We start from the raw sequence: 15,988 nt of genomic DNA, 5'->3' as shown, positions 1-15,988 counted from the left end.
CTTTGTGCTTATAATATATCATATCAATCCACAAGGCGCAAGGGATGAATGGGCAATAAGTCAGCAAAAGTTTCCCTCTTCCAAATCATGCATATCAGTCTTCATTTTACACAGATTTAACATTTCTCCGATATGTATTTTACATTCTCAAATTATAGTAAAGAAGATAATAGGATCAATATGAGAATGTGAATAAGGAGAACACTATGAGCGATTCAACAAGAATTGTATTTGGTTTACTGGGAGGACTTGCCATTTTTATTTATGGTATGAATCTGATGAGTGAATGTCTGCAGAAAGCGGCAGGGGAGAGGATGAAGAGCATTCTTGCCCTTCTGACGCGCAATCCTGTCATGGGCGTGCTTGCAGGAGCGCTGACGACGGCGGTGCTGCAGAGCAGCAGTGCGACGACGGTCATGACGATTGGATTTGTCAGTGCCGGTTTGATGAACCTGCCTCAGGCGATTTCGATTATTTTGGGTGCAAATATCGGTACAACGATGACCGCACAGATTATAGCATTTAAGATCAGTGACTACATATATGTGTTTATTTTTGGAGGCTTCATTGCGTCATTTCTTGCGAAAAATGAAAAGGTGAAGAACATCGGACAGACGGTATTTGCTTTTGGACTTTTGTTCCTTGGAATTGAGACGATGGGGGATGTTATGAAACCTCTGGCGTCCAGCCCGGTGTTTACGGATCTGATCGGGAAGGTGGCGGACATTCCGGTTCTGGGAGTTCTGGTAGGTACTTTGATGACGCTGGTTGTGCAGAGCAGCAGTGCAACCATTGCGGTATTGCAGAATTTTGCATCGCAGGCGGGGCCGGATGGCGTGACGAGTATTCTCGGACTTGCGGGCGCGATCCCGATTCTTCTTGGAGATAATATCGGAACGACGATTACGGCAATTCTGGCAAGTGTAGGGCAGCCGAAGGATGCCAGGAGAACCGCAGTGGCACATTGTGTATTCAACGTGTCCGGAGCATGTTTATTCATTTGGTTTGTGAAACCATATGCGCAGTTCGTCCAGTGGATCTCACCGAAAGGACCTGAAGTGGAAGTGATCGCGAGGCAGATTGCGAATGCGCACACTATATTTAATATCGTAATGACGCTTATCTGGATTCCGCTTATCGGAATTCTGGTGAAAATAGTAATGGCACTTGTGCCGGATGGAAGGAAAATGGTGCATGCGCCGGGAGAACCGCTTTTCCTGGATGAAAAACTGACAGCACAGCCTGCGGCGGCACTGGAACTGGTGACCAAAGAAGTGATCCGCTGCAGCGAGCTTGCAGGCGGTGTACTGGAGGAGCTTGCAAAGACAGTCAGAAAAGAAGAAAAAGATCTGCTTCAGCATGTGCTTGAGAATGTGGAAAATGTTCAGACATTGAGCAAGCATATCACAGATTATCTCTCGGATCTTTTTGCGGCCGGTGTCATGACGGAAGAACAGACATCCCAGACGGCGGGAATGATGTATGTTTTGAGTGATGTGGAACGTCTCGGATCATTGTGCGGAGATATAGCGGAAGCGCTGACGGAACGCCTTGGTAAGAAAAAGCGGTATTCAAAGGAAGCATTAAAAGATCTGGAAAGCAGTCTGATACTTATGGGTGACATGTATGCAGATGTCCTGGAGATGATGGTGACGGGAAATGAGGATGGCAGTGCAGAAATCCAGAAAAAGAAGGAAAAGGTCATGGATTTGGATATTGAGATGAGAAAAGCGCATATGAACCGTGTCGGGAAGGGAAAATGCGTGGCAAATCTCACGGTACCGTTCGGACAGATCCTGCACGATATCGACAGAATGGGAAATTGCTGTGTCAATATAGCAGATGCGGTGACCGGTCAGACAAAGCTGCGTAATTTTATGAATGTCCGGCAAGAGCAGGCGAGCTGAGCGGGAAAATAGAATTTATCATATGACAAGGTGTACAATTTGATTAAATACAGATTGTGCACCTTTTTTAATGGCATGAATTTTACAGAAGTTAACGAAAAATAATGTTTATCACTATATTATTTTGTCTCAAATCATGGTAAATTAGTAATATAGAAAATGCTCAGGAGGTGATGCGATGAAACGGATACTGGCATGGATTTTGATTATGGTACTGCTTGTCGGCTGTGCAGGGTGCAAGGAAAATGAAACGGAAAAAGAACAGACGGGGTCTGAAAATTTAGAGACAGCAACGGATGGCGAAAATAAGCCCGTTTCCGTGGACAACACAGACGAAACGGAAAATGATGATTTCCGGTTGACATTTTACACGGATCTGTATTCCGAAGAGTATCAGGAATTGGGGAACGCGCAGATGTGGCTGTCCGGTTTTTCGGAAGAGACGGAAGGCAAGAAGATTCGGTTCTGCTCAGATGTAGATGATGTGTATGTGACGCTGGAACAGGGAGAGTGGATGGAAGCCCCCTTATATTTCCGCCCGGTGGATTGCATGTTTAATGTGGAGACAAAAGCCGGTAAGGTCTATGAGTTCGACGGGTATCTCGCGGAGTGCATACCGCTGTATCGTATCACTGCATTTAAAGGAGACAAAACCGCAGTGTGGTATCTGATGGAGGACGGAAAAGATGGAAAGCAGGTATTTGAGGTTGCAGGAGAGAAACCCCATGCGACCTGTCCGGAAATAACGGATCCGATTCTATCACTTTGTGCCGTATATGCCGGATTATCGATCAGAGTCGAAGAAGATATCGCATATAAGCCTGAGCAGTTCTGGACTGCGATTGCGAACGCGGTTACAATTGTGACGCTTCAGACTGCAGATGCAGATGCGGAAGGCAATATTTATCTGGATTATGAAACGTTGAACAAGTATGCGGAGGCCATGTTTCCGGAAACGGGAGTGTACCCTGATATCAAGGAGAGCGATGGCATCATCTGGCCGGAAAGTGCGGAAGATTCTGTTATTGTGAAAGCCAATTTTACAGTAGATGACTCTACAGTAGTCGTTCGGTCGATGGAAGTGACCGATGACCGGAATGTAGATGTAACATTGTTGTTCAAAGGAGAGATTGAGGAGTATGCAGCCGTCCACATTTCACCGGTCAGTGAAGTGCAGAACCCATTTAAGTGGGTGATTACAGGAGTGGAACTTGCGAAAGGATAATACATAAAGATAATTAACAAGCAGTGAAAGGAGAATTCAATTATGGGATTAATTAAAGCAGGAATGGGGGCAATCGGCGGGACATTGGCAGATCAGTGGCTGGAGTTTTTCTACTGTGATGCACTTGCCAATGATGTTCTGGTTGTGAAAGGAAAGAAAAGAACGAGCGGACGTTCATCCAACACAAGGGGGAACGATAATGTAATCACCAATGGTTCCGGAATCGCTGTGGCGAACGGGCAGTGCATGATCATCGTGGATCAGGGGAAAATCGTAGAATTCTGCGCAGAACCGGGAGAGTACACTTATAATACTTCGTCAGAGCCAAGTATTTTTACGGGGGATCTGGGAGACGGCATCAAGCAGGCATTCCTGAATATCGGAAAACGTTTTGCATATGGCGGGGACGCTGGAAAGGAGCAGCGAGTATATTACTTTAACACCAAAGAGATTATGGATAACAAATTCGGAACACCGAATCCGTTTATGTTTGACGTGGTAAATAAAGAAATCGGTATCCGCAGAACGGTTCAGGTCAGATGCAACGGTGTTTATTCTTATAAGATTACAAACCCGATCCTATTCTATTCAGAGGTCTGTGGAAACGTAGAACAGGAATTTACAAAAGATGAGATTGAAGGACAGCTGAAGACCGAGTTTATCGATGCTCTGCAGCCTGCTTTTGCAGCACTTTCTGAGTTGCAGCTTCGTCCGGCTCAGATTCCTGCGCATGCAAATGAACTGAAAGACGCGATGAACAATACGTTGCGGAATGAATGGTCAGAGCGCAGAGGTATTACAATCCAGCGAATTGCCCTCAATCCGATCACGCTGACGGAAGAGGATATGAAGAAGATCAATCAGATGGAAGACGCCGCTTCTATGGGAAGCAATCCATTTATGATGGCAGGGCGCATGACAGATGCAACTGCAGCTACAATGGAAAATGCCGCATCCAATCCGAACGGCTCCATGAACGGATTCTTCGGTATGGGAATGGCAATGAATGCAGGCGGTGGTACAGGAGGATTCCAGGCCGCGCAGAATTTCTACAATGCCGGAGTTCAGCAGCAGGAGGCAAATCGTCAGGCAGCGGCACAGCAGCAGGCAGCACAGCAGCAGGCGGCAGCGGCCGATACGTGGAAATGTAACTGTGGCGCAGTTGTAAAAGGCAAATTCTGCCCGGAATGCGGGACAAAGAAGCCGGAACCAGCGCCTGCAGGATCATGGAAATGTAAATGCGGCGCAACAGTAAACGGAAAATTCTGTCCGGAATGTGGATCGCCGAAACCGGCCGATGACGGATGGACCTGCTCTTGTGGAACGGTGAACAAAGGAAAATTCTGTACAGAATGCGGAGCGAAAAAACCGGCAGGCATCCCGCTCTACCGCTGCGATAAATGCGGATGGGAACCGGCTGACCCGGCAAATCCGCCACGCTTCTGTCCGGAATGCGGGGATCCTTTTAATGATGAGGATATCCAGTAAAGAATTTTCTGGATGTATATCTTCCTGAGAGTGGATATCTGGATTTGAGATAAGGAGCTGAAAATTCATGAGAATATTGCATACTTCGGACTGGCATCTTGGAATGTCGGTCGGAACCGGAACGCTGGCAGGTGACCAGCGTTTCTTCTTGGAACAATTATATAGCATCATAGAAGAAGAACAGGCAGATATCCTTCTGCTTGCGGGAGATGTGTATGACAGCAGTGTTTCCAATGCGGAAGCAATCTCTGTTTATAATGAGGCAACAACCAGAATCTGTGCGGATATGGGGAAAAAGATGGTCGTGATCGCAGGAAATCACGATGGTGCAGAGCGGCTCGCAGCATGCAGTGAGCTGCTTAAAGGAGCGGGACTTTATGTGTCGGGCCGCCTGCCCCGAGAGATCACACCGATCCTTGCCGGGAATACAGCGATTTACCCGCTGCCCTTTTTTAACCGCGAGGAGGTCATCGCCTTGTTCCCTGAGAAAAGTACAGAGATTACTTCTCAGGAGAAAGCAATGAAAGTCGTCTGCGACCATATCCGGGAAGAGATGGATCCGTCCCGTTTCAATATTGTGGTGGCACATGCGCTGATCGTAAGTGCAGAGCTTTCCGAATCGGACCGGTCGGCGAGAGTCGGACAGGCATCGGCTGTTTCCAAAGATGTATTCGAAGGCTTCGATTATGTTGCGCTCGGGCATATTCACAAGCCGCAGATGATCGACGAGCATATCTGTTATTCGGGAAGCCCGGTAAAGTATTCCTTTGGAAATGAAGAGGGCCAGCAAAAAGGAGTCGTGCTCATCGATACCGAATCTTCCGAGATTCGAACCATACCGATTCAGATGCTGCATGACCGTAAAACTGTGCGGGGGACCTATGAAGAAATCATAGAAAGGGAAGATCTGTCAGAGGATTATCTGAGGCTCTATGTAAGTGACCGGTATGCCGGTCTGGAACTGTTGTCCGCATTGCAGCAGAAGTTTCCTTATTTATTGGAGCTTTACGGGAAAGCATTGGAAGAAGGGGACGGTCAGACGGCATTGACGGTAGGAGAACTTCAGTCGCTGGACGAAGTGGATATCATGATGAGATTTTGCGGGGAAAATGGCGGAGCCCTTCCAAATGAAGAACAGCTTTCACTTTTTAAGGAAGTACTGGAATGGTGTGAGAAAGAAGGTGAATTATCATGAGACCTGTATCGCTTAGATTTCGCTGTTTTGGTCCTTATATGGAAGAACAGTTTATTGATTTTGAGGCACTCGAAAAGAGTGGGCTCTTTCTGATCTGCGGTGAGACGGGCGCCGGGAAAACGACGATTCTGGACGCTATCTGTTATGCACTTTATGGTAAATCCAGCGGCGGACTGCGGGGGGATATGAGCGTGATGCGCTGCAAACTGGCGGAAAAAGAAGATGAGACAATGGTGGAATTTGTATTTGATGCCGGTCAAAAGAGATATAAATTCACACGTTCTTTGCGTTATGGGAGAAAGAATCTGAGGGATTATCACAATTGTATGGTTCTGGAGGATGGAAATTATGTTCCGATATTTGCAAATCCTAAAAAGCAGAACGTGAGCGCCAAGGCAGAAGAAATCATCGGCTTAAACGATGAGCAGTTCCGACAGGTCGTGATCCTTCCGCAGGGACAGTTTGAGCGATTTCTGGTTTCGGATTCGGCAGAAAAAGAAAGCATCCTCGTCAGTCTGTTTGGGGCGGACAAATGGCAAAAGATCGCGGAGGAGATTTATCGGAGAATTACGGAAGAAGACCAAAAGCTCATCCGGGAAAGAGCAGATATCCAAAGCCGCCTGAAAGACTATTCCTGTGAAAATGTGGAAGAACTGCAGATCCTGACAGCCCAAAAAGAGCAGGAACTGATCCGTCTGCAAAGTCTTGCCGAACGTGTGGAAAAAGAAATGGCAGAAAAGAAAAGGCGTTATGAGCAGGCAGTACTACTGAATGCGGAATTTGAAGTTCTGGAAAAATGGCAGATAAAAATGGAGCAGCTGAAAGCAAAAGCGGGAAAGATGGAAGCGACCGCGCAAAGGCTTGCCAAATCGGATATAGCGGATCAGATCCAGCCTTTATATGCAGAGACGGTCAGAGCCAAAGAGGAATATGCCCGGCGAAAGAATGCCCAGAAGTCCGCAGAAGAAGAAAAAATTGCGGCTGAATGCAGACTGCAGGGAATACAGAACAAGCAGAATAAGCATGAAGAAATGCGGGTGACATACGATCGGGAAACCAAACGTCTTGCATTGTTGGAGCGTGCAGAGGGTCTGTATGAATCTTTGGAACAGAAGAAAGGCATGGCAGAAAACGCTGAAAAAGAATGGAACCTGCTGAAGAAAAAGCTTGCGGACAAGAAACAGTCTTTTGAACAGGCCAATGTTGTTTGGATGGAAGCGATGGAAAGTCAGCAAAAGTGTATGGATGCATATACCGCTGCTCAGAAACAGTATCTGGACGGAATCAGTGGTACGCTGGCTGAGAAGCTGATACCTGGAGAGCCCTGCCCGGTGTGCGGAAGCAGGGAACATCCGAAGCCGGCGAGACTGAGCCAGAAGAAGGTGACAGAAAAGGAATTGGATACCCTGAATAAAAAGCTCAACGCATGCACCAAAGCAGTCAGCAGGAATGCAGAACTTCGCAGGAACGCGGAAGCGGTATACCAGAATTTACAGCAGGAGGCCGGAAAAGCTGAGCAGAATATGATTGCCCTTCAAACTGCCTATGAAGAACTTCTGGGGCAGAAAATTAGCGGTATCGAAAATGCGATGCAGCTTTTGAAGGAGCGTAAAACATCAGAAACATGGATTCTTTCTTTCCGGGAAGAAGAGAAACAGATCCAGCAGTTGCTGACAGCAGTTCAGGGAGAAGTGACTGCGGCGAACGTGCAGCTCGCGAAAGCGCAAGAAGCATCCAAAGAGGGAAAACTGCGATTTGAAGAACAGCAAACGATATGGAAGCAGGCATTATCAGAGCATGGATTTGCAGATGAGGAAGAATTTATTCGCAGCCTGATGCAGACAAAGGAAAAGAACACTTGCTGGGAGACATTGATTTCCTATCGGACTACTTTGGAAAATGTGAGAACTGAAGAGCAAAAACAACAGGAAAAACTGGAAGGAAAGATCCGGCCGAAGCTGAAAGAGATGGAATACGAACTGCAGATTGCTGAGACTGAGCAGAAAAACAGATCCAAAGAATTGATTCTGGCACAGCAGGAGGTTCAGCGCATAAAACGAATAGAAGACTCCCTTGCCAAACGGAAAGCAAAATATGAGACAGAACGCATCCGTGTCGACGCGAATCTGGAATTTGCAGGACGACTCAGAGGAAGATCCGGGATCAGCCTTCAAAGATATGTACTTGGCGTGATGCTTTCCTCGGTCACCGTAGAGGCCAATCGCCTCTTAAAACAGGTGCATGGCGGGCGCTACCGCCTCTATCGGACGAATGAAATCGCAGGAACCAGCCATAAAGGCGGTCTGGAACTGGAAGTACTGGATGCATTAAGCGGAGAAAGAAGAAGCGTGACGACCCTGTCCGGAGGAGAAAAATTCCTTGTCGCACTCAGCCTTGCAATTGGCCTTTCGACCATCGTGCAGACCCAGGGGAACGGCATGCGCCTTGGCGCCATGTTTGTCGATGAAGGCTTCGGAACACTGGATCAACATTCCGTTTACGATGCATTGGAAGTCCTTCAGGGAATACAAAAGGCCAACGGCCTGGTCGGAATCATATCCCATGTAGAAATGCTGAAGGATGTGATTCCTGTAAAATTGGAAATCCTGAAAGGGAAGAATGGAAGTTATATTTCCATCATCCCCGACATAATACAGCCTCCGATTGCCCCACACTTCATCACTTCTTCAATCTGACCGGTTCCCGGGTTAATTCCCCCGATAGCGTAGACCGGAATATTCACAGCCTGACAGATACTGCGAAGAAACTCCGTCCCTCTCGGCGGCAGATCCTTTTTGCAGTCGGTGGCATAAATATGACCTGCAGTAATATAAGAGGCCCCCAGCCGTTCCGCTGTTTTTGCTTCACCTACCGAATGAACGGAAGTGCCAATACTTACGAAAGGTTCGTAGAATGTATACGGCAGAGTCCCTTCTTTTATCTCGGCATCATATTTGCGAAAACGTTCAAGCGGCAGATGGATGTTCCCCGTTCCAAGTTCTTTCGCAACCTGGACATAGGTATGCAAAATGCAGGGAATATCGTAAGTCCTGCATATTTCCAGGACCTGTGCGGCAAGTTTTTTATACTCGTCTGCCGAAAGATCTTTTTCGCGCAGCATGATTGCCTCCGGATGGCATTTGCAGATCCTCTCGATCTGCTCTAAAAAGGGTCGTTTACTTAAGTGCCGGTTGGTAACGGCGATCACATTCTGAAATGGATTATGTTCGCAATCGTTATTCGTATCATTCATATATCAATCATCCTTTCCTGGTACGGCAATCTGCAAATGGCGGTGCCGGTGTGGCGCCTGCAAAACGCCGTACCAGGAGAGTCAGATGCATTGCTATACATAAATATAATCATTCATAACGGGCTGAAGATCATGCGCCAGAAGCGCGTCATAAACTTCTTTGACAGAACGGTCATCGGAGATTTCGAACTGGTCATCTCCCTTTTCTTCAATATCATCCGCGTGTTCCCCGATACCGGTGCTGACGCCGGCGGAGATCTTCGTTGCGGCAATATTTACCATATTATCACGCACTCTTGCGCATTCGCGGGTGGAGACTGTGATGCTTGCAAATGGCATGAACAAACGGTAAGCGCACACAACCTGAAGAAGCTGAGGCTCGTGAACATCCATCGGATTGATCCGGTCATTGTTGATGATCGGGCGAAGCCGGGGGCAGGAAAATGCAATCTCGGCGTGGGGGTATTTCCGCTGAAGCAGGTAGGCGTGATAGCCTGTGGCAAATGCATCCTTGCGGAAGTCATCCAGTCCCAGAAGAGCACCGAAGCCGACACCACGCATTCCGCCCATCAGAGCACGTTCCTGTGCGTTCAGACGATACGGGAAAATACGTTTGTGTCCCGCCAGATGCAGCGTCTCATATTTATCGGAGTTATAGGTCTCCTGGAAAACGGTTACGTAGTCGGCTCCGCATTCGTGGAGATAAGCATATTCGTCCGAGTTCATCGGATACACCTCAAGGCCGATAACCCGGAAATATTTCCGGGCGATCTTACAAGCCTCTCCAATGTATTTCACGTCGGATTTGGCACGGCTTTCACCGGTCAGGATCAGAATCTCCTGAAGTCCGGTTTCAGCGATGGCCTGCATCTCTTTTTCAATCTGTTCCGGGTTAAGCATAGCACGATTGATCTTGTTATGGCAATTAAAACCGCAGTAAATACAATAATTTTCACAGTAATTGGCAATATAGAGCGGTGTGAACATGTAAACACTGTTGCCGAAATGCTTCCGTGTCTCCCGTCGTGCCTCCTGCGCGATCTCCTCAAGGAGCGGGAGGGCGGCAGGAGAAAGAAGCGCTGCGAAATCCTCCGGAGTACGGTTGTCGTGGGCAAGTGCGTGGCGCACGTCAGCTTCGGTATATTTCTCGTAATCATAATGGTTCATGGCATCAATGACTTTGTCCATGATATCGGAATGCGGATCCTCCATTCCCGGCAGATACGTCATGTGGTCGATTCGGTTTTGCTTTAAATCCTCCAGAATCACTTCATTTACGATACTCTCGTTCCAGTGCTCTTTGGAAGAATTCTCTGTTATGGTATCCTGACTCATAAATCGCACCTCCTAATCCTGAAGATAACCGGTCAGCGGTGAAGATGCGCTGGCACCTTTGTCGAGTGTTCTTCCCATGCCGGAAAGATAAGCGCTTCGGCCCGCTTCGATTGCCTTCTTGAAGGCCTCAGCCATGGCTGGTACATCCCCTGCAGTAGCGATCGCGGTATTTGCCATGACGGCTGCAGCACCCATTTCCATCGCCTCACAGGCCTGAGAGGGACGGCCGATTCCGGCATCGACAATGATCGGAAGATCGATCTCGTTGATCAGGATCTGGATAAATTCTTTGGTGCAAAGACCTTTGTTGGAACCGATCGGAGAACCAAGCGGCATGATACAGGCAGCACCTGCATTTGCAAGATCACGTGCGGCATTCAGATCCGGATACATATACGGCATTACGACAAAACCTTCTTTTGCGAGAATCTCTGTCGCCTTGATAGTCTCATAATTGTCCGGCAGCAGATATTTGGAGTCATGTACCACTTCAATTTTAACAAAATCACTTCCGCACACTTCGCGGGAAAGGCGGGCGATCCGGACTGCTTCGTCCGCAGTTCTGGCGCCGGAGGTGTTCGGAAGGAGGGTAACGGTATCCGGGATATAGTCCAGAATATTGGCGAGACCGCCCTCATTTGCACGGCGCAGCGCAAGCGTAATGATCTGAGCATCCGCCTTCTCGATACATGCTTTTACAAGGTCCAGCGAAAATTTGCCGGAGCCGAGGATAAAACGGGAGGTGAATTCATGTCCTCCGAGGATAAATTTGTCATTTGTCTTACTCATAAGGTTTCCTTCTTTCTGTTTCGATTCTTCTTATACACATTCTTCGCCAAGTAACAGGCGCGTGATCATATTTGCTTCATGGGCCGCGCAGATTGCAACCCGGGGAGCCATTAACCCCCTCGCGTAGGCAGGCTCGGTGACCTCATCTCCGCAGAGATAGAAGTTCGGCAGGACCCGCCGGGTATGGATCAGATTACTGCTCTCAAACCCCGCCATTCCGGAAGCCGATACCAGTTTTTTCTCCGGAAAATGCTCCAGAACGCCATTTACCAGCATGGCCTTGCATTCCGGCACATCAAATGCTTCGCAGATAATGTCTTCATTATTAAAAAGCATCTCAATATTTTCTTCGGTCACACGTACCTGATCGGTTACGATATCAAGATAAGGATTGATGCGCAGAAGCTCGGATTTCAAAGCCTCTGTTTTCGGCATTCCGACATGCTCCAGAAAATATTGCTGTCGGTTTAAGTTGGTCAGGTCCACAACGTCAAAATCGACGAGATGAAGATGCCCGACACCGATACGCGTCAGGGCAAATGCCACATTGGAACCCAGACCGCCGAGCCCTGCGATGGCAACGCGGCCCGCCTCAAGGCGCTTCTGCACTTCTTCAGAATGGCGTATTACTAAAGCCTCATGGATGTCTTCTTTCGATATAATCGTGTCTCTCATAATGATCTAGCCTCCTCCTACAAAAGTTACAACTTCCATGGTATCCGCTTCCGTAAGTGTTGTGGCAGAATAGGCGGATTTAGGAAGAATAGCGCCGTTTAATTCCACTGCGATCCGGGTCAGCGTGTAATTGCGCGATGTTAAGAATTCCGTGACCGTGACCGGATTTTCGAGTTCTACTTTAGAACCGTTGACTGTGATCTGAATCATGAATGCAATCCTCCTTTCTGAACAATCAAGGTCAATTCTGCAAAAAAAGAAGTCCACAAAGAAATGTACCCGTGGTGGTGCACCCCTTCATGAACTCATAATGCCGGTTCAATCTCAATTGTTCCCTGTATATATTTGTAAAATGTAAATTGCCGGTTTGAATGATTGCATGAAAAAACGGGAGATGCCATAGGCTTCTCCCGCGATCTTAGCTCTTTTGCGTTTGTTCCTACGTTGGCATTATCCAAATCAGGTATGCGGGTCGAAGTTCTGAACTTCCTCTCAGCCTGGCGCACAAGCTCCCCGGATCAATTTACAAGATTCAGTATAAAGACATGTAAAAGGATTGTCAAGAATAGATTAAATAAAAAAGATAATATTAGTAACAGTTCAGCCATAAAGCTCGAGCCGACTGCTTCGCAGTCTTTCTCGCTGCATATGTAGCTAAGGCTCTCTCTCATGGCTGAACTGTTACTAATATTATATATTGCTTGAATCTGAACTTCCTTGATAATTAACTCTCGTTTCTGAGAACAGGGTTAGAAATTTTCAAAAACCTTGATTTTAAGCTAAAAACTGGCTGTATTTCTTACATTTCCCAGGTAAATGTGCTATTGTTATAGAGAGTTAATTAACTCTCTATAGGAGGGCGTATGTAACTGGATTACAAGGTAAAAATACCGGATTCCACGTCCGGAATTTCAAGAAAAACAATCAAGGGTGTTACTTATATTTACTATTCCTATGGCCGAAGATACGACCCTGGCAAAAAATACACAGTGCCGATCAACACAACCATAGGTAAATGCACGGATGGTAATTCGGATATGATGTATCCGAATACAAATTTCCTGAAATATTTTCCGGACACGGAGCTTCCGGAAATAAAAGATACTGCCTGCCGCAGTGGCTGCCTTCGGATCGGGGCATTCCTTGTACTGCGTCGTATCATTGCTGAATATTATCTGGATGAGATCATCGGCAGACTGATCGGCCGTGACAGCGGTTTGTTTCTGGATCTGATTGCCTATTCGATCATAGCAGAAAATAATGCCGGACAGTATTATCCGGATTACGCGTATAATCATCCTCTTTTTACAAAAGGAATGAAAATATACAGCGATTCAAAGGTCTCTGATTTTATTAACAGTATCACAAGAGACCAGAGTATCGCTTTTCAAAACGAGTGGAACCAGTCCCGTGATCACAGAGAAAAGATCTATATTTCCTATGATTCAACCAATAAGAATTGCCAGGCCGGAGACATCGATTTTGTAGAATACGGCCATGCAAAAGATGACAAGGGTCTGCCGGTGCTCAACTATTCTATTGCTTATGACCACAATAATTCAGAGCCGCTTTTTTATGAGGAATATCCCGGAAGCATCGTCGATATCTCACAGCTTCAGCTGATGCTGGAAAAAGCAAACGGATACGGCTACAAACATGTCGGATTCATACTTGACAGAGGATATTTCAGCAAAGAAAATATCCGATACATGGACAAATGTGGTTATGAGTTCGTGATCATGATGAAAGGCATGAAGGAACTTGTAAAAAGCCTGGTTCTTGAAGTAAAAGGGACTTTCGAAGAGAACCGTGCCTATAGCATCCGTGATTATAAAGTCAGCGGCATTACCGTAAAAAGACAGCTATACCCATCCGATGGAAAAGAACGGTATTGTTATGAGGATGCCTTGGAAGAAATCACAACAATGTCATCGCATAAACGTATGGTGTTTGTTATTGATGAGTACCCATATTTGGCAAAGGCTGAGAAATCATTTTCATCACGCCTTCAGCATATTATTGACCATCAGTGGCAGGACGGACAGTTATATTTGATTCTGTGTGGTTCATCCAAGAGTTTTATGGAGTATCGGGTGCTGGGGTATGAAAGTCCTCTTTACGGACACCAAACGGCACAGTTTAAGATACAGGCACTGCCTTACCGTGAGATTACAGCATTTTATCCGGATCTGTCGACAGAGGATCAGGCACTTTTATATGGTGTGACCGGTGGTATTCCTCACTATATCAACAAGCTTGATGTAGAAAAAAATTTAGATGAAGCACTATTGGAAAATTTGTTCAATATCTCCAGTTATCTGTTTGAAGAGCCGGAAAATTTATTAAAACAAGAGTTGCGGGAGCCGGCAATCTATAATTCAGTCATTGCTGCTATTGCTGGCGGTGCCAGTCGTTCAAATGAAATTTCTACAAAAGTAGGACTTGAATCCGGTGTGTGTGCAAAATATTTGAAGGTATTGTTGGATTTGGGCATTTTGAAGAAAGAAACTCCTATTACAGAAAAGACTGGAAAGAAAACAGTTTATGGCATTGATGATAATTTCTTCCGTTTCTGGTACCGTTTTGTTCCGAGGAATATGTCTCTAATCAGTGCAGGACGTATGCAGCAGGTTTATGAGCAGGCGGTAAAACGGTATTATCCGGATTATATGGGGCTGGTCTTTGAAAAAATGTGTCGAGAATATCTGCTTCGCTATGCATCCAATCTTCCTGTTTTGTTAAGCAATGTTGGACAGTGGTGGGGAACAGATGCAAAAACCAGAAAAGAAATTCAAATCGATATTGTTGGAACGCCGGTGGAAGGAAATGAGTATCTGATAGGTTCCTGCAAGTATCGAAATGAGAAAATTGGAATCGGGGAATTGGAACTGATTCGCAGATATGCTTCGGTATTTCGCAAGAATGGAACATTTCATTACTATATCTTCTCCAGGAGAGGATTTACACAAGAATTGATAATGGCAGCAACTTGTGGCTTATGCAGACCGTCATGAAGTGCTGTCACTGCTTGAGAATGTATTGGAGATGGACAGGATTCCGGAAGAACCGAGGTTTGCTGTGCAGTTTAAAACAGCGAAAACTGTGCACAAAGGAATTCAATTACAGGTATTGAATTCCAGACTCACCGCGCTTTTGGAGAAAGCGGGAATTATTGCTGTCACAATGAAAGGCAGTGCGGTTGCAAGATTTTACCCGGTTCCGGAATACCGGAAGACAACCGATCTGGATCTGTTTATAGCAAGTGCAAATGATGTCGGGAAGGCAGTCCGGATTCTGAAAGACAATGGTTTCGCATCTTTCGGCAAATGGCATGCGAACCATCATATCGTTCTGGTTTCCGGGAAGAATGAAGTGGTAGAGCTTCACACAACGTGGGCGGAAGCTTTTAAGGAAAAGCATTTGAATCAATATCTGGAAAGGTGTCAGAAAGAAAGTGTTCAGCACGTCCACCTTGTAGAATGGCAGGGATTACAGATGTATGCATATGAGACGGCATGGCAGGGATTTTATCTGCTGATCCATATGCTGCAGCATTTTGTCGGGAGTGGATTTGGGCTTCGCAATCTCTGTGACTGGGTTGTCTTGTGGGAAAACTGTGATGAGGAAAAAGCGCGGAGAGATTTCTGGGAAATGGCCTGCGAGAGCGGTACGGCAGAATTTGCAAAAGCGATAACGGCTATATGCGTGAGATATCTTGGATTGAATCCAAAGAAGAGTCCGGTTCCGGCGGAGCATCCGGCAGAGCAGGACGTGACGGACGCATTGCTGAGAGACATCTTGGATGCAGGAGAATTCGGCTACAGTGAAGCAGAACGTATGGTAGGCATGGAAGGAAATTCGCTGGCGGCTTATGTGAGAGAATTCCATCATCAGATGCATATTAATTTCCCAAAGGCGGGGAGAATAGCAGTCTTCTGGCCGGTTCTGTGGGTTGCTACACTGGTGCGTTTCCTGAGAAATAATAAGAAACTGAATCGTGCACCCATTTCTGCGATTATGAAGAAAGCGGGGGAGCGAGGGACGTTGGTGAAACGCCTTACATCATACGAAGAGTAGTAATGAAGTAAAGTGTCAATTCTCACCATACTCTTGGACTTGGG

At 46.5% G+C, this 15,988-nt stretch carries 12 protein-coding genes, 1 pseudogene and 1 riboswitch; of the genes and pseudogenes, 8 read left to right on the top strand and 5 right to left on the bottom strand.

The window, feature by feature from the left end:
* The first annotated feature begins 206 nt into the window (after window positions 1–206).
* From ACTNB3_RS09490 to ACTNB3_RS09470, 5 genes are all read left to right on the top strand, one after another.
* Window positions 207–1,907 (top strand): Na/Pi cotransporter family protein, encoded by a 1,701-nt coding sequence (locus ACTNB3_RS09490; protein WP_441025251.1) that lies wholly within the window; start codon window positions 207–209, stop codon window positions 1,905–1,907.
* A gap of 178 nt (window positions 1,908–2,085) precedes the next feature.
* Window positions 2,086–3,132 (top strand): hypothetical protein, encoded by a 1,047-nt coding sequence (locus ACTNB3_RS09485; protein WP_441025249.1) that lies wholly within the window; start codon window positions 2,086–2,088, stop codon window positions 3,130–3,132.
* A gap of 42 nt (window positions 3,133–3,174) precedes the next feature.
* On the top strand, window positions 3,175–4,620 hold the full coding sequence (locus ACTNB3_RS09480) for an SPFH domain-containing protein (RefSeq protein ID WP_441025248.1): 1,446 nt from the start codon (window positions 3,175–3,177) through the stop codon (window positions 4,618–4,620).
* A 67-nt stretch (window positions 4,621–4,687) separates the two neighbouring features.
* Window positions 4,688–5,815 carry an exonuclease SbcCD subunit D gene (locus tag ACTNB3_RS09475; RefSeq protein WP_441025246.1) on the top strand — a complete coding sequence of 376 codons (1,128 nt, stop codon included), beginning with the start codon at window positions 4,688–4,690 and terminating at the stop codon, window positions 5,813–5,815.
* Window positions 5,812–8,511, top strand: coding sequence for an AAA family ATPase (locus ACTNB3_RS09470; protein WP_441025245.1), 2,700 nt, complete (start codon window positions 5,812–5,814; stop codon window positions 8,509–8,511). Before ACTNB3_RS09475 ends, ACTNB3_RS09470 begins: the two co-directional genes overlap by 4 nt.
* On the opposite strand, the gene ACTNB3_RS09465 is transcribed toward ACTNB3_RS09470, so the two are convergent.
* From ACTNB3_RS09465 to thiS, 5 genes are all read right to left on the bottom strand, one after another.
* Window positions 8,442–9,068, bottom strand: a complete 627-nt coding sequence (locus ACTNB3_RS09465; protein WP_441025243.1) for a thiamine phosphate synthase — start codon at window positions 9,066–9,068, stop codon at window positions 8,442–8,444. The genes ACTNB3_RS09470 and ACTNB3_RS09465 overlap by 70 nt on opposite strands.
* A gap of 93 nt (window positions 9,069–9,161) precedes the next feature.
* Complete coding sequence (gene thiH, locus ACTNB3_RS09460) at window positions 9,162–10,403, bottom strand: 2-iminoacetate synthase ThiH (protein WP_441025241.1); 1,242 nt, start codon at window positions 10,401–10,403, stop codon at window positions 9,162–9,164.
* A gap of 12 nt (window positions 10,404–10,415) precedes the next feature.
* Window positions 10,416–11,192, bottom strand: coding sequence for a thiazole synthase (locus ACTNB3_RS09455; protein WP_441025239.1), 777 nt, complete (start codon window positions 11,190–11,192; stop codon window positions 10,416–10,418).
* A 30-nt stretch (window positions 11,193–11,222) separates the two neighbouring features.
* Window positions 11,223–11,867 (bottom strand): sulfur carrier protein ThiS adenylyltransferase ThiF, encoded by a 645-nt coding sequence (gene thiF / locus ACTNB3_RS09450; protein ID WP_441025237.1) that lies wholly within the window; start codon window positions 11,865–11,867, stop codon window positions 11,223–11,225.
* 6 nt (window positions 11,868–11,873) lie between these two features.
* Window positions 11,874–12,077, bottom strand: a complete 204-nt coding sequence (gene thiS, locus ACTNB3_RS09445) for a sulfur carrier protein ThiS (protein WP_441025235.1) — start codon at window positions 12,075–12,077, stop codon at window positions 11,874–11,876.
* A gap of 208 nt (window positions 12,078–12,285) precedes the next feature.
* Window positions 12,286–12,393: riboswitch (TPP riboswitch) on the bottom strand.
* 343 nt (window positions 12,394–12,736) lie between these two features.
* Here thiS and ACTNB3_RS09440 point away from each other — a divergent pair.
* The 3 genes and pseudogenes from ACTNB3_RS09440 to ACTNB3_RS09430 form a co-directional block, all read left to right on the top strand.
* Window positions 12,737–14,113, top strand: a pseudogene (locus ACTNB3_RS09440) (IS1634 family transposase); the annotation flags it as partial.
* The gene (locus tag ACTNB3_RS09435) at window positions 14,090–14,881 is read left to right on the top strand and encodes an ATP-binding protein (protein ID WP_441025262.1); all 792 of its coding nucleotides are present in this window, start codon (window positions 14,090–14,092) and stop codon (window positions 14,879–14,881) included. The pseudogene ACTNB3_RS09440 and the gene ACTNB3_RS09435, both read left to right, overlap by 24 nt.
* A complete protein-coding gene (locus ACTNB3_RS09430; protein ID WP_427820151.1) occupies window positions 14,859–15,944 on the top strand; it encodes a nucleotidyltransferase family protein in 1,086 nt (361 codons plus the stop codon). Before ACTNB3_RS09435 ends, ACTNB3_RS09430 begins: the two co-directional genes overlap by 23 nt.
* The last annotated feature ends 44 nt before the right edge of the window (window positions 15,945–15,988 follow it).

Source organism: Bariatricus sp. HCP28S3_D3, assembly GCF_052065755.1.
Lineage (GTDB): Bacteria > Bacillota > Clostridia > Lachnospirales > Lachnospiraceae > Allocoprococcus.
The sequence above is the reverse complement of the archived record's forward strand: the minus strand, read 5'-3'. Positions and strand labels throughout refer to the sequence as shown.

What these genes read in the sequence shown, in the direction of transcription:
- thiH (WP_441025241.1), bottom strand. Translation starts at nt 10,403, where the DNA reads ATGAGTCAGGATACCATAACAGAGAATTCTTCCAAAGAGCACTGGAAC.
- ACTNB3_RS09485 (WP_441025249.1), top strand. Translation starts at nt 2,086, where the DNA reads ATGAAACGGATACTGGCATGGATTTTGATTATGGTACTGCTTGTCGGC.
- thiS (WP_441025235.1), bottom strand. Translation starts at nt 12,077, where the DNA reads ATGATTCAGATCACAGTCAACGGTTCTAAAGTAGAACTCGAAAATCCG.
- ACTNB3_RS09455 (WP_441025239.1), bottom strand. Translation starts at nt 11,192, where the DNA reads ATGAGTAAGACAAATGACAAATTTATCCTCGGAGGACATGAATTCACC.
- ACTNB3_RS09480 (WP_441025248.1), top strand. Translation starts at nt 3,175, where the DNA reads ATGGGATTAATTAAAGCAGGAATGGGGGCAATCGGCGGGACATTGGCA.
- thiF (WP_441025237.1), bottom strand. Translation starts at nt 11,867, where the DNA reads ATGAGAGACACGATTATATCGAAAGAAGACATCCATGAGGCTTTAGTA.
- ACTNB3_RS09470 (WP_441025245.1), top strand. Translation starts at nt 5,812, where the DNA reads ATGAGACCTGTATCGCTTAGATTTCGCTGTTTTGGTCCTTATATGGAA.
- ACTNB3_RS09490 (WP_441025251.1), top strand. Translation starts at nt 207, where the DNA reads ATGAGCGATTCAACAAGAATTGTATTTGGTTTACTGGGAGGACTTGCC.
- ACTNB3_RS09475 (WP_441025246.1), top strand. Translation starts at nt 4,688, where the DNA reads ATGAGAATATTGCATACTTCGGACTGGCATCTTGGAATGTCGGTCGGA.
- ACTNB3_RS09465 (WP_441025243.1), bottom strand. Translation starts at nt 9,068, where the DNA reads ATGAATGATACGAATAACGATTGCGAACATAATCCATTTCAGAATGTG.